We start from the raw sequence: 21,381 nt of genomic DNA, 5'->3' as shown, positions 1-21,381 counted from the left end.
AAATGGAAAACGGAAAGAGTAATAAGTTTTGGATAATAAAGAATTAATTGGTTCAGTTAAAAGCATCTTAGCACGCCTTCATTCTTTTGGTGTTAGCAGAGAAGATGTACGCAATTTATTAGTGCTTCTATTTCTTTTTAGATGGTTGCGTGATGAGGTGAGTAGTTTTGCTGAATACACTGGTGAAAGGGAAAGTTTGAAGCTTCCCGCTAGGTTGAACGCATTATTTACTTCAAACATCAGCTTCCATGAAGTCGATCAACATGTTGATGAAAGCCTAAGTTTACTTAGACACTCTGTAAAAGTTGAAGGGTTAAGTGAACTCTATTTCTCGTCAAAGAACCATTTATTCAAAGACAAAAGAGTTGTCATGGAGGCCCTTAATTGGTTCAACCAATGGGGAGGGCTTCGTTTATACCGTAGAAAAGATATTTCACAATTGTTTGAGATATTATTACAGGAAACTAGAACCCCTCAAACAACACAATTCTCCTCAAGTAAGTTACTTTCACAACTGATAGTGGCTATCGCTGACCCTAAAAGCGGAGAAACCATCTTAGATCCTTGCGCTGGTGAAGGTAACTTCCTAACCGCTGCTCACAACGCAATTGAAGCCGCAGACACGGACTTTTTGTCGCATACTTCTTTTACCGGATATGACTTGTCAGAAGACGCCATTCTCATTGCTATGGTGCGATTCTTTTTGTCAGGAACGTTTAATTTTCATTTAAGTAGAAGAAGTGGTTTATATGACTCGAATAGAGGAGAACTGCACCACAAATACGATGTTGTTTTAGCTCAGCCTCCTGTAGGGATTAAGAGGGAAGATTACCGTCATTTATGTTATGAAAAACAGTTCCCGGTTATCACCAATGATATTGTTGGAATGTTTATACAGCAGGCTGTATTTTCATTGAAGCCGGGTGGTAGAGCAATAATAGCCATACCTGAAGGATTGCTGTTCGGTAAAAATAGATATCAAATAGAATTAAGACAATATTTAGTCGAACACGGCTACCTAGAAGCTGTAGTCAGAATTCCACCAAAGACATTAATTGAAGACTCAGGAATCCGTGGAGCCTTACTGTTGCTAAGCAACAGTAAGAGGCGAACTCGAAAAGTTCGGTTTGCAGATCTGTCGTCGTATTTTCACCGAAATAGCTACAAATCGTCTCTGGGTCTTCCCAAGATTTTTCTAGAGCAAATATTGGAACGTTTGTTTTGTGAAGAATTGCCCGAATCTATTCCTCTGCCTCCGGGAGTGAAAGAAGGAACGGTTGGAACAGGGGGGGCGACTCGTGCGTTTTGGGATGTATCTGTCGAAGAAATCGCAACCAATAATTGGGACTTAAATCCTGTTCGTAAGGAAGATGACGCGTTAACTCTTTTGTTGACTGACTTTAGAAAGTTGATGGGAGATGAAGTTAAAGTTGAAAACTTATCTAAAGTTGCACAAATAAATACAGGTAAATCAGTTAAAAGTACGGAACAAACTGATATAGAAAATCCATATGGTTATATCCGTATTCGAGATATTGAAAAGTTTAAAATACAGAAGATCACTACTTGGGTACAGGAGGAGCTAGCTAGAGCTTATTACGACAATAAATTATATAAAGGTAACATTCTAATATCGAAAACAGGCACCATAGGAAAGCTAGCGCTAGTTGATGATATTGGCGAAGGGGCTTTTGCGGGTAATAACTTTTACGTTTTACGAATAAATTCAGCGAAAGTTTCACCAGAATACCTACTGTATTATTTATCGACCTCATTTTGTCAGGATTGGCTAGATAGCAGGAAAAGAGGGGCTGTTCAGCAACACATAAATACCGACGTAATAAAAACGTTACCCATCTTACTACCGCCACTAGAAATGCAGAAGCGTGCTGTAGCACAGTATGAACAGCATGGAACAGATGTAATTACGTTTTTAAAAGAAAACAGTCAGCAGTCTGACGAAAATGCAGTGGAGCACCTAGTCGATGTGATGGAGACGGAGGTAGCTAAGAAAATAGTTGGTAATGATACAAGTATTGAAAAGTCTACCAACTTGTTGAGTGAGATCTCTTTAAAAGCGTTAAGCATTGACGGAGTAATAGATGAACTAAATTCACAGCAAAAAGATTGGTATTTAAGTGTCTTAAACATATTGCGTGTATTAAAGGACATCAACAAAATTCCTCCGGGTCCTGTTCTATTAAATATATTTCAAGATGTAAGTGAACAAGTAGCTCAACTACGTGAGGTAACTGCTGGGAATTACAATTTAGAGGAAAGGTTGCTCCGCATTTTTGCTTATATTCGAGGACGGATAGATAGATGCATCGACATGATATTCGCTAATGTCAGCATTGTGGTGTCGTCATCAGTTAAGGAGTTAGAAAAGAGTTCCGATGTTGAGTTTTCTATTTCACTAGATAACCAAGGCTTTCTTCCTTTGAAAAATGTAGTGGTAGAAACATCACCTAGCTTTGGAGGTGGTGATAATTATTATTTAGCCGAACACACTTCGATGGAAGTTTCACTGTCATGTAAAACTTCAGACGCTGACAGGGTTAGCTTTACCGTAATGTGGCGAGCAGAAACACTTGCTGGGAAACAGGTAACTGGCAGCTCTGAGCTTGCAATAAAATTGACGCAACTTAGTGAGGAATTTAAGTCATTTGAAACTGCTAGTAATCCATATGTAACTGGTAGCCCTCTTGAGCCTGAGAATGGCGCATTAGTCTTTTACGGTAGAGAAACATTTATTCAGCAGGTAGTTCGTCAAATTGAAAGCAATGGAAACGTTATTTTATTAGAGGGCAACCGCAGAGCTGGTAAAACGTCAATTTTAAAACATTTAGAGGGAAGTAAAACTATACCAAATTGGTTAGTTGTATATTCAAGCCTACAGGGAGCAGAAGGTGCATCAGATAAAGTCGGTGTTCCTACGGTAGAAGTTTTTCGTGAAATGGCGCGGTCAATCGCTTCTGCTATTACAAAAACGGGCGTTGATGTTCCTTTACCGGATGGAAAAATAATATTAGCAGGAAAGCCAGCACTTGGAATTGCAAGGTCATGTAAAGCTGGTATCGGCGAAGATGCCCCATTTATTGATTTCAGAGACTATTTAGAAGTTCTACTATCTGTATTAGAAGAGAAACAACTTGGTATAGTTTTAATGCTAGATGAGTTCGATAAGCTTCAAGAAGGCATCGATAATGGTGTTACTTCTCCTCAACTTCCTGAAAATATTCGGTATCTAATTCAAAATTACTCAAGGTTTTCGGCTATTTTAACAGGTTCACGAAGATTGAAGAGACTTCGCGAAGAGTATTGGTCAGCATTATATGGTCTAGGCACGAGCCTAATAGTAAGCGCTCTGGATCAGGCTAGCGCTGAAAAGGTTGTCATAGAGCCAGTTAAAGAATACATAGCATACTCTGGTGAAGCGGTAGAGTTGATTATGAGTTTAACCGCGAGACAACCTTATCTTATTCAAAAAATGTGTAATCGTATTTTTGATTATGCTGTAAGGAATACTGCACATTCAATCAAAACCAATGATGTAAACTTTATTGCAGATGAGCTAATTGTAGCTGACGAACACTTTGCTAGTTTATGGGATTACGCACGCCTTGGGCCTACTAGCGGGGGCTATAGAAGGCAAGTTTTGTTATGCATATTATCTAGCAATTTTGATAATAAACCATTGTGCACGTTTGGAATGCTGCAAGAATATTTAGTGCAAAACGGCGTTGATGTGAATGACAATGAGTTAGAAGCTGATATTGCTTACTTAAGAGAATTAGAACTAGTTAATTTTTTTGGAGAAGACGGTTCTGGTTATTACGCAATTGAAGTGCCGTTGATGGCTAAGTGGATCAGTTATCATCAAGATAGCGAAGTAGTATTAAAAAATGCGCTTAATGAAGAGGGAACTATAAATGATAAATAGAAAATTTCCAGTTACGGGTAATGAATCTAAGCTAATTGGGCGTTCAAATATTCTTGGTGAAATATTAACAGCAATTACTAAACCTGTACCAGATCACATTCAAGTTGTTGGTCCAAGATACTCAGGTAAAACAGTGGTTTTGGAAAAACTAAAGGAAATTGTTTCATCAGAAGGTAGCACAGAGTATTCGTGTGTACTCCTATGGGATCTTGGTCATAGTACACCGAAAAACGACTTAGAGTTCTTGAGTCAATTTGCTGCCAACCTATCTGATGCAATTAAGGATAAGTATTGCGAATATGCAGAGCATTTAAAAGCTTCGGAAGATACTTTTCAGCAAGACATAGCTGAGGTTTTAGAGTTATTAAATGATGAAACAAAAATTCTAGTGATTTTTGATGGTTTTGATAAAGCTCTATCTAGTGACAAATTAACAAGGAATTTGTGGGACCAATTACGTGAATTGGCACAGAATAAATCTTTGACACTAATTACAGCTAGTAGAAAAACGCTCAGGGAGTTGATCAGAAATCCAGATGCACAAACGAGTGATTTTTGGAATATATTCCTATCGACACCAATACGTGTTGATTGCTTTGATGAAAATGAGATTGCTGACATATTAACCAATTACTGTCAGGTTGAGTTTGAGAAGGGGGCGTTAACTGAATTGTATAATGCAACCAATGGAACTCCAGTTGTATTGTTAGAAGTATTGAATTATCTATTACATGCACATGATGGAAAAAAGATTACTAACGCTTTAGTACAAGATGCAGTGTCATGTTCATTTGAATCAAATCAAAACTTTATAGATGACCTTTGGCATGATTGTTCGCCAGCTACACAAGACAATATTAGGTTATTAGTTGAAGAGTCGGAAATTCAAGGTGCTAGTCATTCGGATAAAACGAGCATTGTTGAGAAAGGGTTTGCAAGGGCTAGTGGTAGCAAATTGATTAAGCCGAGTCGTTTATTGCAGAGTTATTTAGAAAGCCTAGCTAATGAAAAAGGGGCGATAGATCGTCTTTTCGGCAATGAAGCTGCATTTTCACAGAATTTTAATAATGTTATATCTAGGAGACTCGCACATATACTCAACATAGACACTGACTTGATGAGGTATTTACAAACAAACTTAGAACATTTACCGAATCACCCTAGTATATGTTTGGAAGGTATGAGAGGACTTATCAATAAATGTTTTGATATTATCTGGAATGCCGAGTTTGGAGGAAAAACAGTTCCAGATGGACACTTTGATATATGGAGACATCATGGAGAAAGTGAACGACTGCAAGATTTTAAAACCAGTTTCCCGCAAGGTGGTAAACGACTTTCTTTGTTAAAAGTTCTTACGACACCAGAACGATCAAACCCTCTTGCAAAAGTTGTTTCCCAATCAACTTATGTTGCAATTAACGCCCTGTATCCATTTGGTGATTTTGGGCAACATCAAGAAGGTGAAAAAATGAACCTTCACATGGTTTATTCATCTATGTTACTTGCTGTTGAACTAGTTGCGTCTTTGCAAAATGATTTAGCCAATTGCAAAGGCGGAGTTTAGTTTTCGGATGATCAGATCGGTTTGCCGCTGTTGTTTCAACAGCGCTTGCTGCACAGCGTCTTCATCAATATCTTCATAATGGCGTTTGTCATGAGCTACATAGGTATCAACGTTAAGAGAATACCCATTTTTGATAACTATATCTGGTGTCACTAATTCAAGTTTTATTGATTGACTGCTCTGGTTTCGATAGGCTTCGGTGATGTCGTCAATGGATGTCAGAGTGTTAATACCTGCATCTAGGGTATAGCAATTTCCAGCGTCAATGAAGGTAATTTTGTCGTTCTTAGACCTTTTCTTATTAAGGACAATAGCGAATAAAGGAACTGTTCGCGCATCAAGCAGTTTAGGTGGAAGTTGAATAACAGCATCAATTTGATTGTTATCTACTAATTGTTTTCTTGAATGAAAGTCAGAGTGCCTGCTAAGTGGTCCTTTGCCAGTAATAATAACGGCCTTACCAGAGTCATTTAGCGAATAAAGCATGTGATGAATTAACGCGTGCTCCCAAAAGCGAGACTTCAAAACAGCTTTAGGAATTCGGTTTTCTTCATAGTTTCCTTTTAGAGCTTTGCTGTTATCGCCCCTAATATCTTCTATTTCGGAATAAATGCTTGGCTGAAGCAGCGTAATAGCATAATCAAATTCACCTTTTTTGATATTAGTTGCGGGATCAAGAGCAAACGAGTTCATGGTGTTTAGTTCTGGAACTCCCGCTATAAGAAGTTGATGCCTAATATAACGTGAAGATTGATTCACGCTTTCTGTAGTTATACATACACTCTGGTTTTGCAGGGCAAAATCAACTATAGATTCTCCAGTTACTGCATATGGATCATAAACACGGCTTTTGGGTTGTGGTTGCAATAGCTTGGAATATAACTCGGCGAAACTAAAAGGCAGTGCTTGATATGAGAAGTCCGCTGCAAAATGATCTGGTAAGTTCATCGCTTGAAGTCGTTGAAGAACTCTAGTGTAAAGCGTGACACTATCCTGCCGAGAAAACTTTTGGATGTCTGAATTATCACTTAATTGAAAAACTTCGTGAAATACAAGTGCTCCATCGCTGTTATTGGTTAACTCTACAAGTTCATTTAAAAAAGCTCTTAGAGCAGGAGTTAGTAACTCATTGGTTGAATACTTTCTAACTGTTGCCAAAAACTCATGGTTCGACTTTTTCTGTTTGAATTCTGTTATTAAGTTATCCAAGTGTGGAGACTTTACTAATACACAAGTGAGAAGAGTAAGATAAAGATCTCGCTCATGGATTGTATCGTTGGTAAACCCAACATACTTGTAGGACTGAATGACGGTAGATACAAGGCTTTCGATTACATCATTATTCATTTTAGTGAACTCCAGATAGCTTCTGAAAATTTATCCATCTCTTGTTCTCTTTGTTTTATCAGTAACTGTTGTAAATACTTTTCTTTCTTAATACTGGTGTCTAAATCAACTAGCATCTGCTGGTGTTCAATTGGCAGTTCAGTTGGCAATTTGAGTTCGAGAAGTCTTTTTTTGGTAAGCGTACTCTGATAGCTCCCGCTGCTATTGACCGTAAACCAATTTTGAACAGACGTACTGTTTAAAAATACTTCTAAATACTCAGGCAATAGTTTTGAAGTGTCATTAACTGTGACAATCAAAAAGTGCTGATTAGCTACAACATTGTCGGGTAAGTTTTTCAACAGAAGTGCGGTTTTAGTGTGTCCTTTGGCAACAAGTAAAACCTCATTATCTTGCAATGTTTTTATTGTGCGAGTTGAATCGATATTGGTTCTAGTAATATTCGCCCAGTCTAATCCCGCAAGCGAGAGATCTTGAACATCTCTAAGCTGTATGACTTGATATTCACCTTTGTCACTACTCTCTATTGACTTACTAAAAGTCCAACCCGTCCTAACTTTTATTATTGATTTTTCTTCAGTCATCGACACGCACCTTTGATTAATATCTATATGTTATCACCTTAAACTCACTTTTGCAGTGAGAATTTGACAAGTCGTTTAAAATGATCAAGAATTGATCTTGCATTAACTCACTACGGGGGTGAGAGGTGTCAAGGGCGAAAACTTTACACAGTTTTCATTTATATGGTTAATTAATATGGCAAGAGGAAAATCTACCAAAAACATTACTGTTGCAAAACGCAATAGAAGAATTGAACAATGGGAAGGGGCTAACGCAAAAGGTTCAAAGTACATCCCCTTTATTGATCCCAGAGATATCAAGTCGGAAGGGAGTAAAGGCCGAGTCCCTGACTATGAAAATAATGGCCAAGACAAACGTGTTCTCTCAAACAATGAGAGATTGTATGCTTATATTTTAATGTTCGATGACCGAATCTTATGGTCGAAAGAGCAATATCCGCTTCTGCCTATTGAAAGATCCATTGCGATTGCTAAGAGGTTGAAGATCAGGCATCCCAAATATCCCGGCACAAACGTAGATGCCGTTATGACAACCGATTTTTACTGTGGAAAATTCGATGGAAATGAAGTTGTTTACTCGATTAAAGATGATGAGAAAATTAAATCATTAACAGACCGACAAAAAAAGAATCTAGAAAATAAAGAAAAGATCCAGAGGGCTTTTTGGGAATCGCAAGGGATCAAATATCATTTAATTTATAGCTCAACTTACAAAAAATCTATCTTTGCAAGAAATTTGGTAAAGCTTGCTAAGAGTTTAAAAATTTCATTTGAACTAGAGCTAATTCGAAAACGCTGGCTGAAATCATTTTCACTTTGTCTAAGAAATACTAGTGAAAGACGATTAAGTTTTTTGCTCACCGCAACCTCAGAATCTATGGGGATTGAATACCAACAAAGTGTTTCGTTATTCAATCATTGTCTTTGGCACAAATTGATTAAAGCAAATTTAAATATCCCGCTTAGGTTTGAGAGCTTGGTGTCTGACTTTGGCATTAAGGTGGTTGCTCATGACTGAACTTACTCAAAATATAATGATTAAAGACCTGATTGTGCCTGAGCAAGATTCTGAATTAAAGGAAGCTTCTATCGTTATCTTAATTGATCCCAAGGAAGATGAAGTATTTGTCATTAGCCTAGGTGAAAAAACTAAGCCAAAAGCAATGTCCTATAGATTGCTGTTAGAAGAGCTAATTGAAGGGAAGGTTAAAAAGGGAGCTTTTGAAAAAACAGAGTATTGGAAAAAGGTTGAGGAGTCCCTTGATGATGAAGCGCGTGCTCAGAGAGATATAAAATTTGAGGTGATCAAACCACTTGTTGAAAATTTAAGCCTGTTTTTACGCAAGGGGAGTTATGGAAAAGGTTTGGTCAAAAATTGTCTCGAATTTGCGAAAGAAAATGGGTTAAAAAAAACGACTAGATATCAGGTATATCAGTGGCTCTATCGTTATTTAAAGTGCAGAAGCAATAAAAACTGTTTTCTTAGAAAACCGGGAACAGGAAAAGGTAAGGATAAAAATTACTCGAATAAAACAGGGCCTAAGCGTCAAGAGGGCAATGTCTGTAACGGTAGGATGAGAGATGAACTAGACAATAAACACATCAAGTCTATTGTCCGAGAATTTCACGAGTGTGACTTTCCCATTCCAATTACTGATTGTTGGATTGAATACAAAAACAAGCATCAATGTGACCCAGTTTATGATCAATTTACGGGGGAGTTTTTGAAATATGAGAAAAGAAAAGGTGAGCTATTTTTAAGTAAACATCAGTTCTTGCAATATGCATATAGTTTAACAAGTGCTAATCGTCACCGAGTGCTGAAAGCACAAGGTCTTTTTGATGAATATAACAAAAATATTAAAGGACTTAGTGGTGAAATTCACGAAATATTTGGCGATGCGCCGGGGAGTGATTATCAGGTTGACGAAACTCCTTTAGCTATAGAGCTTGTTGATGAGTTTGACAGAAATAGAAGGTTAGGCAGACCAACTTGTTACTCTGTAATAGATATGTTCTCACGCGCATGGGTAGGTTTATTGCTGACGTTTGCTAAGCCATCAGCTCACACAGCAAGAGAAATAATTTTCATATCTTGTAGAAACAAAGAAAAGTTCTGCAAAGAAATTGGGGTAGAGCTAAATGAACCTTGGTTACCTGAAAGCAAGCCTGCAAGGATCCATGTAGATAATGCCGAGTTTGCTTCAGCTTTAACAGATGCTTTTAGCGCAGATGCAAATATCGAAGTGCTATTCAACAAAGAGGGAAATTCACAGGAAAAAGGGCTAGTAGAGCGCAGGCATAAAACCTTGGAAGAGTTTTTATTTGGGCGAATTCCGGGTGCTATTAGTAAAAAGTACGTTAGGAATTACCTAGCGAGAAGAGTCAGACGCAACGCTGTTCTTAACATAAGAGAACTATATCAAATACTAATAGATTTTATAACGCGCTTTAATAAATTTTACCCGCTAAAAACGTTACCTCTAAGTAAAGAGATGAAAGAAGATGGCGTAAAGAATATTCCTAACCAAAAATGGCTTTGGGGCTTAGTTCATAGGGCTGGTGATTTACAATCAGTGGATGAAGATGAACTGTTCATGCAATTGCTTGAAAGTGCTCAAGTAACTGTCAAGCGAGACGGTTTATTCCTTCAGGGCCGATATATTAGAACCTTTAAAAAGCGCAGAACATCTCAGGGCTTGCACTACACCTGTGACTGGGCTTTGAATAATTTCGTTTATGAGAAGGAAGTCGGTAAGACATACGACTGTAAATTCATGCGCTATTCAATGAGTCGAATATGGATTGTTACTGACTTTGGTTTTCAGGAAGCCGTTTTACACGCAGATGACGCCAGTTTTAAATGGTGGAGTGCTGAGTGTATTCAAGACAAAAAGATCGAAGAAGCGAACGAAGATGAAGTGCAAATGGAACAGTACCATGAGGAGCAAAGTAAAACGGCGGGATACGCAAAGGCCAAAGTCGTTGACGCAAGAAAAGAGCAAGACCAGATTACTGTTAACTCGGCAAATAGCCAAGACTTGTCATTTAATCGTGAACAGGCAATAGATAGAGAAATTGCAGAATCTCAAATCCAATTAAACAAAACCACTAACCAAAACTATCACGAGGAGAAAGATATAGACGACAAATCTTCTTCGAAGCAAGTTCAGAACAAAAATAGCCTAACTAAAGAGACGGCAACTCTATTTGCCACAAAGAGAAAAATGAGTAAACGGAGAAGAGGATAAATATATGACATACAAAATTGCAAAATATACACCTTCGGATAATCCAGACTATAAGGGTAATCCATTTATTGAGTGTTTGCCGTTAAGGCTTAATCCTGATGATTTTTGGGAAAGAGTCCAAGACGAAGCTTATGCACCTGAAGATTTATCTAAATTTAGTACAGAGACACTAGAAGGGATGGCATCAAATATCATGGATTCCGTTTGTACAACTTCCATATATTATGACGTGTACTGTGATTTACTGGGAACCATTAAGGTTGGTTATAAAAACAGAAACCCTTTAAATGATGATGTTATAAAGTGGCAACAAAAAATTGCGACAGCCACTTATAACAGGACTCGCACTACCGCACCATCTCTCAAATTCACTGGTTATTCAGGCTTAGGTAAAACGACTCTAGTTGATTCAGTTTTAGGTTTAATCGATCAAGTCCTTATTCATCCTGCTGATGGTTCAATGAATGAAGAAAGGGTTCAGATTGTATATCTTAAGGTTAATATTCCCGGTGATTCTAATACCAAAGATATTTGTCTGGATTTGTTTGAGCAAATTGATGGAATTTTGGGGTTGAAAGGGGAAGATAGCTATCACTTAATGTATCGTGACAAAACTAGAAGCACATGTATTAAAGGTTTGGTAACAGTTTGCACAACGCTTTTGGTTGGGATGATCATTTTTGATGAAATGCAAAATATATGTACCGCTGTTGCAAATGAAAAAAACCTAATTTTTAAGTTTTTCGACAAGCTGACTAACGAAGCCAAGGTTCCTACATTGAAAATTGGTACTTCAAAAGCAAATAAACTTACTGACAGCGAGTTTTCAAATGCTAGACGTTTAGGTATTCCATACGATTGGAAAAATTATCCAATAGACGATACTGACTGGAATACATTAGTGGAATATGCATGGAGTTATCAACTTTTGCCTGAGTTTGAGAAGTTAACAGTACGATATAAAAAGAAAATTTATGAATTGACGAGAGGGATACCACACTGCTTATTTTTCCTAATTGAACAAGCTAATGTATTGGGATGGAGAAGTGGTGAAGCTAAATTTTCTCTGGATCTTTTAGATACCGTGTTTGAAAAACGCTTTTCAATTATGAAAACAGGGATAATAGCGCTAAGGCACGGGAATGTTGCCGCATTCGATGATTTGATGAGTGCTGGTCAATATATTGATAAAGAAGTACAAAAGCTGGTTAAAAAACTTATAAAAATTGGTGACAACTCAAATTTAAGTAAGGCTGAAGCAAAATCTCTTTATGAACACGTAGAAAAGTACTTGCCTGAATATAAACCTACAAAGGCAGAAGAAAAAGTTCTGGATAAGCTATTCAAGAAAGCTGAGTTAGAAGCAACTGATTTAATCGAAGAGGATGGATATTTGAGGGTGCCAATATGAGTTTGGCCTCGTTAAATATCTTCCCAAATGAGCACTATATTTCATGGTTTGTAAGGAGTTCACAATTTCGTGCTTACCCTGAATTTAAGCATTACCTAACTAGTAATCAGATCGATTCTGAAACATTTAAAGCTTATGAAGTTATCCATCCTTCGGTTAAAAGTTTTTTACAGTGGTTTGGTCAAACCGATAGCCTGTTACGAGAGCACACTTTATTTCCTTTATGGCAAATATCTGTCGCTCACGAGCTTGATCATAAAAAGCTACTTAAGAATAGTTTTCTTGATTTACACCACAGTAACGGAGAAAAAACGTTATTTCAGTTTGACCGAAGTTGGCATAGTTGTCCTACATGTAGAAAGGAGAATATAGATAGTTTTGGTACTAGCTATTGGCATACACAGCATCAAATCCCAAGCGTGTATAAGTGTTACAAGCACAACACAATGTTAGAAAAGGCAAAGTATCCAGTTGTAGATTTAAAAACAGGGGTGTTACCGCACCAAGTGAAAAAGTGGTGTAACTTGCTAGAGGCGGAAACACCAGAGCTAGGTAAATGGCAGAACTTTTTATATTCCATTCAAGAAAAATTGATGAAAAATTCGTTACCTTTTATTGAAATAAAGAATCGAATAACGACTGCTCTAGGTATGAATAACATTGCTAATTATCAATTTAAGCAACATATCGATGAGTTAACGTTTAAGTTAGAAAATGAACTGCCAAGAGAATTGCTGGCCTATTTGTATACCGATTATGCGAGGGCTTCAAACAAAGGCAATCCCAAGGTAATAGGAAACTTGTATAGGGGGATCAACAACCCCTACAAAATTAGATCTCCGATACACTGGATATTGCTAGGTTATTGGCTTTTTCCTGATGAACTAACAACTTAACAGGCGTTACCTTAAATGATGAACCAGCTATTTCCTTCTCCATTCCCAGATGAGACTGTTTATAGCTGGGTTTGTCGCTTCCATTTTTTTGCAGCCCATGCTGACTTTAAAAGAGATACATTAAGAAAATTAGGCATCAGGGATAATCGCCCAGCTAACGAATTTCCCCCGTATTTACAAAAGTTATCCGAACTATCTGGGGTGACTTTGGATCAACTTATTTTTTGTTTCACTAACGCCCATTACTTTCAACCATTCATGGATCAAATCATGTATGAGGAGATTTGTGAGCGACTTAAGAGAGGCGATACCTCAAGTTTGCAGAGTCGAATTGGCGCTGTTGCAAACAGAATTACTCCCGGTCAACTACTAAAATATTGTCCACTTTGTGCCGAAGAGGATGCTCAACAGTTTGGGACTTCATACTGGCACAGAAGTCATCAGCTTGTGGGTGTTACCGCATGTGAATCACACGGTATACATTTACTAAGTGTTAAACGTAATACTAAAACACCACAATTGCCGCCTTTATCTGGATGCATTCATCCATCCTCCTTGTTTGAAATAAGACTTAGCAAGTTAATACAAAGCGAGATATTTGATAATGATGTAAAGTGGCACAAAGGTGATACTTACCAAGCTTATTATAAAAGACTCGGTGAGATGGAATTATTAACTCAGTCAGGGAGAATAAAGCAAAAGCAACTGAAGGAATATTTAATAAAACACTTGGATGGTATGTCTGAACTTGACTATCCATACCCTCTTGTCTTTGATGCAGCTTTAAATGGAAAACTGTCTGAAAGTATGTTCTACAGAGCAACTTGCAACCACCAACCAATTAAACATTTTGTTTTTATATCTGCGCTTTTTGATTCTTGGGGTGATTTTAAGCAAAGTGCAAATATCGAAGAAAGCAAAGAAAAATCTCCTGTTACTGACCAACAACAGACTCTAAAAAGTGTTAATTGGCACGAAGGGCTAAAAATGATTTCAGAAGGAAATAGTTTAAGAAGTACGGCCCATTTTCTAGGAACAACAGTAAGCACCATGAAGATAAAAGCTCAGCAGAATAACTTAAACATTGATTTAAGGCCGTCAAAAGTCACTGAACTTGTTGAGAGAGCTATTTGGCGTAAGTTAGTTGTTGGTGTTAAAACACAGGATATTGCCGATGAGTTCAATGTGTCAGTAGGAGCAGTTGAGAAAGTTTTAACTAAACATGTTTGGCTTCCAGAGCTAAGAAAGCGAATCTGGTATATTGAAAAGCAAAGGTTTCATACGAAACGAATCTCAGATTTTATAGATGAACACCCAGACTCTACTCGCAATGATATTAGAAAAAAAGTCAGACCGAGCTACTATTGGCTGTATAAGCATGAACAAGAATTGTTGTATCAGCTGCTTCCTGAACGGGTTCAAGCTATTTATTGGCCTAGAAAAGCCAAGAAATAATTTGCTTATTTTTCAGGTAGTTAAAATGTCTAAAATTTAAATACTATTTTGCTTTGAATAGTAGTTTGAAAAATATATAAAAATCAGCAACTTAAATTTTTAAATGTCTATTTTTTAAATGCTTAATCACACTTATTGATCAAGACAATTGAAGTTGGAAACCGATCCAATCTAGTTGGAAACTGCAATTGAAGTTGGAAACTTGAAGTTATGTTTATAAGGCGAGCTGAAAAGCTCGCCTTTTTGTAGTAAAGAAATCGTCAGAAAACTAAACTAAGTTACATCGGCTGAAGAGGGAGATGTAATGAAGTAAAAAAAGGCATTGTAATCATGTCCTCACCCGGTGCTTTGTTTAGCAATACACCTCCGCGGCGAAGATCGGCCACTCGAATGATAGGTTTCTGTTTAGTGGAATTACCCAAAACACTGGGCAGTGCCCGTGAGCACCAACCTGTCGCTATGGCGGATAGCAGTGGCAGGCATCACTTTATTGTGTAAGTGGTTGCTTTACGATAATGTGGCCATGAGGTTTGAAATCGAAAAGTGAGCGCATAAAAAAATTATTCACAAACGCACTCCTGTACCTATGTTTATTTAACCGGACTGTACCATTGTACATCTAAGGATCGTTATGACCGAAGTTGCCGTAGTTCACACGAATGAGACAGACAGTACTCTTGCGGGGAAAAAGCTGGGCTGTGAAATCAAAGCGAAAATCAGCGGCAATCCAGACGCGCTAATCGTTTTCGCGTCTCCTTTGTATGACTTTAAGCTTTTGCTTCGAAATATTGCCGCTCAATGCAACCCTGCGCACATGCTCGGTTGCTCCTCTGCCGGCGAATTTTCTTCCGCTACTCCTCAAGAAGGGTCAGCCTGTGCTTTGGCTTTCAAGTCATCGGATATGGTCTTTTCAGTGGGCGTTGCACGTAATTTAAGCTCGGACCGCAAGCAGGCGGCGCAAAGTATTACTGATAGCTTCAACGGTCTCGATGATCAGACCTATGCCTATCGCACAGCTATGGTGTTAACTGATGCCTTGGCCGGTTTTGCCGATTCGCTCATTGAAGAGATCACATTATCCACCTCAGGAATGTACCAGCTATTCGGTGGAGGGGCTGGTGATGATGCCCAATTTAAACGCACGCATATCTTTTACGGTGAGGACGCCATAACAGATGCAGCCGTAGCGCTTGAAATATTATCGAACAAACCGATTGGCATCGGCGTGCAACACGGTTGGGAACCTGCGAGCGCAGCTATGCGGGTTACAGAAGTGGACGGAAAGCGGCTGATCAGCGTGAACGCTGTGCCAGCCATCGAGGCGTTCCAAGCTCACGCAGAGGCCACTGGACAAATTCTTGACCTTGAAAAACCCACGGCGTTCTTTTTGTCAAACGTAATTGGCATTGAAGACCAAGGGGCGTACCGTCTGCGGGTGCCTTTAACTACAAATACGAAGGGAGAGGTTTTCTGTGCCGCAGAAATACCCAGCGGCAGTATTATTTACATCATGCGCACCTCCTGCGTGTGCTCTGCGGAAGCAGCTGCTCAAGCCACAAAAACTGCATTAGCACAACTAGAAGATCACCGGCCTAAAACCGCCATTTTCTTTGACTGTGTAGCGACCCGGCTGCGCACGGGCCAAGATTTTGGTTTGGAACTGGGTAAACTGGACGATTTACTATCCCCGGCTACCTATGTAGGTTGCAATACTTATGGTCAAATAGCGCGGGCAGAGGGGCAGTTTGGCGGCTTTCACAATTGTACTGCCGTGATCGGCATTTTTCCGGAATGAAATCTATGCAACCCCACCGCAAACTTCAGCTGATTGCCGCGCTGGCGATACCGTCGGAAAGGCAGAATGCAGCGCGCCAACTTGCGAAGTTCTATCAAGCCGATGACCTGATAATTTTTTTTCGCGATGATCAGGTAGGGCTTTTTCTGCCGGCACCCGGCTTTTCCCAAAATCTGAAAGACGGCAAAGCATGGCAACATTTTCTTGAGAATTGTATCCACAATAGTCGCGCCACAGCACACCTGCAGTTCTCTGATTCTCCCCTGCCAGTCCAGGTACTTGGTATCAGTGACCTGAACGACATCATCATTGTGTTCGTGAGCGAGCAATGCGTTATCGACAACAGTGACGAACTGTTTCAGCTCTGTCCTTTATTGGCTCATGCGTTAAGGGCCGAAAGTCAATCCACAGCCCTAATCGCACAGACCAGGTTGGCGCGCGAAAAAGAAATGTCGGCCAACCTTCTAGCACAGTCACTCGAAAAAGCCCGTAATCGATTGGCGTCAACACTCGCTGCAGCCCGTAAAGCCGAAGAAGCTTTGCGGCTGGCAGACAAACGTAAGGACGAGTTTCTGGCAATTCTTGCGCACGAACTGCGCAATCCCCTTGCTCCTATCGGGAATTGTATCGAACTACTAAAGCACACCGAAGATAATCCGCAAATTTTACTCAAGGTGCGCAAGATGATGGCTACGCAGTTAGGTCAGATGACACGCCTCATTGATGATCTGATGGACGTCTCCCGAATAACGCGTGGTAAAGTGAACCTTCAACAGCAAGCAGTGCCTTTAAAGGTGTTACTCGATTCCGCAATAGAAAGTGCCAAACCTTTTATCGATCAGCAGCGACATCGTTTGAACCTAGATATGCCGCACGACACCCTTATGGTAAATGCTGACACAACCAGACTACCCCAAGTGTTTTTAAATCTGTTAAATAATGCGGCCAAGTACAGTGAGTCAGGAGGCAGAATTGATATAATTGTCAAAGCCGATGCGGATGAAGTAACCATCAGCATCCAGGATGCTGGATTGGGATTGGACGAAAACGAGTTAACCTCCATCTTTGACATGTTTGTACAAGCAGATTCCGTGGCAACCTACTCGCGAGGGGGTTTAGGTATTGGTCTCACGCTAGTAAAAAAATTAGTCGAACTGCACCAGGGAAGTGTTTTTGCAAAAAGCCCAGGGCGAGGCAAAGGGAGCGAGTTTGTTGTCACGCTACCCCGACTTCACCAAAAGCAGAGCCCGAACCTAGAGAAGCAAAGAAAGGCGCCTGCTGCACCTCTCAAACGCCTCAAAGTTCTCGTGGTAGACGACAATGAACCTTCTGCTCACTCCATGTGCATGATTGCCGAATTGCTGGGCCATCAAACCCAAAGTGCATTCACGGGTGAGGAGGCGCTAGCAAAGGCTAAATGTTTTCAGCCGAACATTGTAGTGCTGGACATTGGGCTACCCGATATTAGCGGCTATGAAGTTTGCCGCACACTTCGTGCTAACCCGGTGTTCAAAGATACCCTATTTGTTGCGCAGACAGGTTGGGGACAGGCCAAAGACAAACAAATGGGCATGGAAGCAGGCTTTGATCATTATTTGGTGAAACCTCTCGATATGAGCGATCTTGAGCCGATTTTTGCGCGCAAAGAACAAATGTCCTGATTTTGTGTGTGGAATAAAGAAGGCAGAGTCTGAGGGATCCCCACGAATTTGCATTCATGTGCCACCGGACCTGGCCCGTCTACTAGTGAGCTGTACCATTTGAGTGCGGTTTTCTTCTGCCGCATGGTAAACCGTATACGGCATGCGATAGCTCTGAGTCCAAGGTAGTGGAATAAAGAGATCAGAGTACCTTTGTTAAGGAAATTTTATAAAAGTACTCTCACTCCAATTCTAATTTAATGATGGCGCGCCCTCATGAGAGTCAAGAAATCTAACCAGCCTTTACAGGCACAATGTCGCGAAGACTGCGGTAGAACTTAGTTCGTTGATGAAACGTCCTCGTTTTAAATCAATATGGCCGCTTATTTAAGAGCGGGTGAAAAAGATATAAAAGTCGCTATTGAATATGTTCGAAATTTTGCTGTGAGGCTGGTTTCCTAAAATAAGCTCGTTATGTTGTCGAGTGCGCCCCATGTAGGGCATAGTCCTGATAGTAGTATATCCTGTGAAGCGTATCTTTATATGGTGGAATATGCACTGGCAAAGCACCTTGATGTAGCTTATGACCGTGAAGTATGCCCAATATTAAAACGGTACTATGATAAATATGTATGAATCAATACCGCAGCTTTTTCAGCTGAAATCAATGAATAGAAATTTGTAAGTCAAAAACGCTATTTACCAATGAAAAGCTGATCTTCACCTCCACCATTGTTATTGCTATTCGCTGAACCAATACGATTGCAGAAATACATATCTACTTTTTCGTCTCCGTTAAAATCAGCAACAACGATATCGAAACCATTTCCTATGGCGTCAAACCCACTGTTTTCAAATTTTGTATCGCCTAGATTTTCCAATGTCATACTATTCCCAATTTCGTCGTTGAGACCCGCGGTTACAGTGATAATATCAAGTAAACCGTCTCGATTAAGGTCTACAAAACTTGAATCTACGTTATTCCCATGTAAAGGAGGGGTCTCGACTTCGGTAAAAACGCCTGCGCCATCATTTAGTAGTAAGTAATTTTTGGAGCTATTATCTTGGAAAAAGGATACGTTGGAAACGTACATATCTAGATCGCCGTCATTGTCGATATCTCCTAACTCAATATCACGTGTTTCTGAATTTATGAGCGGCAGGCGGGCATCTGACTCATCACTAAACGTGCCATCGCCGTTGTTAATTAACAGTTGGTTGAACTTTTCATTACCTACAATTAAATCCTGATCGCCATCCCCGTCGATGTCACCTGCTTTGATATCCTGAGTGACTCCGCCGCCTGCATTTATGCTTGATGATGTAAAAAAGGCCTTGCCGTCGTTTAACCAAACAAAATTATTGCCAGCGTTACCAAGAACGAGGTCCATCGTTCCGTCATTATTAACATCTAAAGCAAGAGCAGAATTTGATATTACACCTGAAGGCAGCTGATTTTGTGAGAGACTAAATGCGCCATTGCCGTTGTTGATCCACAGTTCATCATCAACATCGTCTTCTGTTGCAAAGAAAATATCAATATCCCCATCACCATCAAAATCAGCAGCTGCGATATCTTCACTGTCTCGCCGGGTAACAGGTACCCCCTCTTTGAAGCTAAACTGGGCACTTCCGTCATTAATCAAAATAATATTTGTTCCAAACTCGATGGCCAAAACTAAGTCCAGATCGCCATCGTTATCAATGTCTACAGCTTCACCGTCCATACAACGACGATCCAATCCACTGGGTAACGTGTCAGAAACATCTGAAAAAAAAGAGGATATGGTATCTGAGGAAGGCGTTGTCGGCGTGGGAGAGGGCGTAGGAGCTGGAGTTGGAGAATCAGAACTGCCACCACCGCAGCCAATTAAAGGTAGTGTTGTCATCATACAACATACTAATAATCTCAATTTAACGATACGATTGAATGTAGCTGTTACTGAGTTGTGCGATATATCCCTCACCACTATTTCTCCTATTCAACTAACACATTTATGAATAACGTTATTGGTTTACGGCAATACATTGAAAGTAGAACAACAATTCTGACAATTCAAGAATTAGTCGATTGAATGATAACGAAAAAAACAACAGAGAATAAAGAGAATAAAGGGTCAGAGTACTTTTCTAAAGCAAATTTTATAAAAGTAATCTCACTCCATTCCTAAATTAATGATGGCGCGCCTTCATGAGAGTCAAAAAGTCTAATCAGCTTTTACAGTCACAGTGTCTCGGAGGCTGCTGTACAACTGAGGTTCCTGATAAAACGTCCCCGTTTAACGTATTATTGGTTCAATCAGTGTAGTTATACTAAATTTGGATATACTCATTAAGCTGCTTAGGTAAGTTTGGGGCTAAAGGGGGTTCGTGTGGCTAATACTGTCCATATGATCCTAGCCAATTTGCTTGTGAACGCCCTACAGACTGGCAGCTGTGCATCTTTGCATTAATTATTTGTGGAATAAAAGGGCCAGCATCTGGGGGATGAGTCCATACTAATTCCTTAAATACGTCTTTGGAATGACGGGGGCAGAGGTTAAGGGATTTTTAAACAGATAAGATTTTCCTTACTCAGAAAGGTCAGCCCATGAAAGACTCTACAAAAAAGCCGAACAGGCTAAATGAATACCATAATATACACCTATGGTTAATGGTTCCATTTGCAATAACGCTGATTGGATTTTACAACTCTTATTGGTCCGACTTTAGTTCTGCACCGCTCGGCTGGCACTTTCATGCGCTGAGCGCGACACTATGGTATTTAATTCTAATCATCCAGCCTTACCTTATCGCGAAGGGTAACCGAAAAACACACCGTACGTTTGGCCTGCTGGGTTTACTAATAGCTGGATTCGTTGCGGCATCGGCATTAGCTGTTGTGCGTGGTCATATTAAAGATTTAGATCCTGCCTATGACATTATTTATGCTTATCGGTATTCGCTCAGTTTGACTGACTTTATTTATATTGCAGGCTTTGTGTTTGCTATTGCGATGGCCGTGGTTGAACGAGCCACAATAGAACGGCATAGTCGATGGATGATAAGTACAGTGTTCTGGGTGTTATCGCCCGCGACAGATCGCGCCACTTTTGCCTTAATGGCATGGTTTGACTTGCACCTGGCGGAATGGTTTGATTTTGAGGTGCAATTTCTTATCAGCCATGTCTTTATTATCAGTCTACTTATTGGCTTGATGTTTTTTGATAGACGCAAGGCTAGTCGGTATTGGCCCCCGTATATGCTTGTCATTGTTGCCCATATAGTCGCAACTTTTTGTTTGATTTATTTAAAAGACTCCCCATGGCTCGCTGCGTGGTTTGAGTCGATCTATCTCTCGCCTTTTGCGGAATAAAGGGGTCAGGGTCTGAGGTATCCCCACAAATAATTACGGTAAATCAGTGAGATAAAAAAGAAGGGAACATTCATGACGTTTGGTGATCAGATCTTTCGCCAAAAAAAAGTGAAGGTTAAACGCCATGAATGCCCTGT

Annotated in this window: 14 protein-coding genes; 11 read left to right on the top strand and 3 right to left on the bottom strand. The window is 39.7% G+C overall.

The window, feature by feature from the left end; genetic code table 11:
- Positions 1 to 28 precede the first annotated feature (28 nt).
- The gene (locus OPS28_RS07050) at positions 29 to 3,943 is read left to right on the top strand and encodes an N-6 DNA methylase (RefSeq protein WP_265608751.1); all 3,915 of its coding nucleotides are present in this window, start codon (positions 29 to 31) and stop codon (positions 3,941 to 3,943) included.
- On the top strand, positions 3,933 to 5,510 hold the full coding sequence (locus tag OPS28_RS07045) for an ATP-binding protein (protein WP_265608750.1): 1,578 nt from the start codon (positions 3,933 to 3,935) through the stop codon (positions 5,508 to 5,510). Before OPS28_RS07050 ends, OPS28_RS07045 begins: the two co-directional genes overlap by 11 nt.
- Here the strand turns inward: OPS28_RS07045 and OPS28_RS07040 are convergent.
- Together OPS28_RS07040 and OPS28_RS07035 are read right to left on the bottom strand one after the other, a co-directional pair.
- A complete protein-coding gene (locus OPS28_RS07040; protein WP_265608749.1) occupies positions 5,484 to 6,857 on the bottom strand; it encodes an N-6 DNA methylase in 1,374 nt (457 codons plus the stop codon). The genes OPS28_RS07045 and OPS28_RS07040 overlap by 27 nt on opposite strands.
- Complete coding sequence (locus OPS28_RS07035; RefSeq protein WP_265608748.1) at positions 6,854 to 7,441, bottom strand: restriction endonuclease subunit S; 588 nt, start codon at positions 7,439 to 7,441, stop codon at positions 6,854 to 6,856. Before OPS28_RS07035 ends, OPS28_RS07040 begins: the two co-directional genes overlap by 4 nt.
- Before the next feature lie 175 nt (positions 7,442 to 7,616).
- On the opposite strand from OPS28_RS07035, the gene OPS28_RS07030 reads away from it, so the two are divergent.
- From OPS28_RS07030 to OPS28_RS06995, 8 genes are all read left to right on the top strand, one after another.
- On the top strand, positions 7,617 to 8,459 hold the full coding sequence (locus OPS28_RS07030) for a TnsA endonuclease N-terminal domain-containing protein (RefSeq protein WP_265608747.1): 843 nt from the start codon (positions 7,617 to 7,619) through the stop codon (positions 8,457 to 8,459).
- Positions 8,452 to 10,692, top strand: coding sequence for a transposase (locus OPS28_RS07025; RefSeq protein WP_265608746.1), 2,241 nt, complete (start codon positions 8,452 to 8,454; stop codon positions 10,690 to 10,692). The genes OPS28_RS07030 and OPS28_RS07025 overlap by 8 nt, the downstream gene beginning before the upstream one ends.
- Before the next feature lie 4 nt (positions 10,693 to 10,696).
- Positions 10,697 to 12,103 (top strand): ATP-binding protein, encoded by a 1,407-nt coding sequence (locus OPS28_RS07020; RefSeq protein WP_265608745.1) that lies wholly within the window; start codon positions 10,697 to 10,699, stop codon positions 12,101 to 12,103.
- Positions 12,100 to 12,999, top strand: coding sequence for a TniQ family protein (locus OPS28_RS07015; protein ID WP_265608744.1), 900 nt, complete (start codon positions 12,100 to 12,102; stop codon positions 12,997 to 12,999). Before OPS28_RS07020 ends, OPS28_RS07015 begins: the two co-directional genes overlap by 4 nt.
- Before the next feature lie 15 nt (positions 13,000 to 13,014).
- The gene (locus OPS28_RS07010) at positions 13,015 to 14,454 is read left to right on the top strand and encodes a TnsD family Tn7-like transposition protein (RefSeq protein WP_265608743.1); all 1,440 of its coding nucleotides are present in this window, start codon (positions 13,015 to 13,017) and stop codon (positions 14,452 to 14,454) included.
- A 330-nt stretch (positions 14,455 to 14,784) separates the two neighbouring features.
- Positions 14,785 to 14,952: a hypothetical protein gene (locus OPS28_RS07005; protein WP_265608742.1), complete on the top strand. Its 168-nt coding sequence runs from the start codon at positions 14,785 to 14,787 to the stop codon at positions 14,950 to 14,952.
- A gap of 133 nt (positions 14,953 to 15,085) precedes the next feature.
- A complete protein-coding gene (locus tag OPS28_RS07000; RefSeq protein ID WP_265608741.1) occupies positions 15,086 to 16,249 on the top strand; it encodes an FIST signal transduction protein in 1,164 nt (387 codons plus the stop codon).
- 5 nt (positions 16,250 to 16,254) lie between these two features.
- Positions 16,255 to 17,910: a hybrid sensor histidine kinase/response regulator gene (locus OPS28_RS06995; protein ID WP_265608740.1), complete on the top strand. Its 1,656-nt coding sequence runs from the start codon at positions 16,255 to 16,257 to the stop codon at positions 17,908 to 17,910.
- A 674-nt stretch (positions 17,911 to 18,584) separates the two neighbouring features.
- Here the strand turns inward: OPS28_RS06995 and OPS28_RS06990 are convergent.
- Entirely contained in the window at positions 18,585 to 19,781 is a 1,197-nt protein-coding gene (locus OPS28_RS06990; protein WP_265608739.1) for an FG-GAP repeat domain-containing protein, read from the bottom strand.
- A 698-nt stretch (positions 19,782 to 20,479) separates the two neighbouring features.
- On the opposite strand from OPS28_RS06990, the gene OPS28_RS06985 reads away from it, so the two are divergent.
- Entirely contained in the window at positions 20,480 to 21,244 is a 765-nt protein-coding gene (locus OPS28_RS06985) for a hypothetical protein (RefSeq protein WP_265608738.1), read from the top strand.
- Positions 21,245 to 21,381: the final 137 nt, after the last annotated feature.

Origin of the sequence: Alteromonas sp. ASW11-130, assembly GCF_026183735.1 — a bacterium.
In the GTDB taxonomy this organism is placed as follows: Bacteria; Pseudomonadota; Gammaproteobacteria; order Enterobacterales; family Alteromonadaceae; genus Alteromonas.
This window is presented reverse-complemented; position numbering and strand designations above follow the sequence as displayed.

What these genes read in the sequence shown, in the direction of transcription:
- OPS28_RS06985 (WP_265608738.1), top strand. Translation starts at nt 20,480, where the DNA reads ATGAAAGACTCTACAAAAAAGCCGAACAGGCTAAATGAATACCATAAT.
- OPS28_RS07010 (WP_265608743.1), top strand. Translation starts at nt 13,015, where the DNA reads ATGATGAACCAGCTATTTCCTTCTCCATTCCCAGATGAGACTGTTTAT.
- OPS28_RS07015 (WP_265608744.1), top strand. Translation starts at nt 12,100, where the DNA reads ATGAGTTTGGCCTCGTTAAATATCTTCCCAAATGAGCACTATATTTCA.
- OPS28_RS07020 (WP_265608745.1), top strand. Translation starts at nt 10,697, where the DNA reads ATGACATACAAAATTGCAAAATATACACCTTCGGATAATCCAGACTAT.
- OPS28_RS06990 (WP_265608739.1), bottom strand. Translation starts at nt 19,781, where the DNA reads ATGATGACAACACTACCTTTAATTGGCTGCGGTGGTGGCAGTTCTGAT.
- OPS28_RS07045 (WP_265608750.1), top strand. Translation starts at nt 3,933, where the DNA reads ATGATAAATAGAAAATTTCCAGTTACGGGTAATGAATCTAAGCTAATT.
- OPS28_RS07000 (WP_265608741.1), top strand. Translation starts at nt 15,086, where the DNA reads ATGACCGAAGTTGCCGTAGTTCACACGAATGAGACAGACAGTACTCTT.
- OPS28_RS07005 (WP_265608742.1), top strand. Translation starts at nt 14,785, where the DNA reads ATGTCCTCACCCGGTGCTTTGTTTAGCAATACACCTCCGCGGCGAAGA.
- OPS28_RS06995 (WP_265608740.1), top strand. Translation starts at nt 16,255, where the DNA reads ATGCAACCCCACCGCAAACTTCAGCTGATTGCCGCGCTGGCGATACCG.
- OPS28_RS07030 (WP_265608747.1), top strand. Translation starts at nt 7,617, where the DNA reads ATGGCAAGAGGAAAATCTACCAAAAACATTACTGTTGCAAAACGCAAT.
- OPS28_RS07025 (WP_265608746.1), top strand. Translation starts at nt 8,452, where the DNA reads ATGACTGAACTTACTCAAAATATAATGATTAAAGACCTGATTGTGCCT.
- OPS28_RS07040 (WP_265608749.1), bottom strand. Translation starts at nt 6,857, where the DNA reads ATGAATAATGATGTAATCGAAAGCCTTGTATCTACCGTCATTCAGTCC.
- OPS28_RS07035 (WP_265608748.1), bottom strand. Translation starts at nt 7,441, where the DNA reads ATGACTGAAGAAAAATCAATAATAAAAGTTAGGACGGGTTGGACTTTT.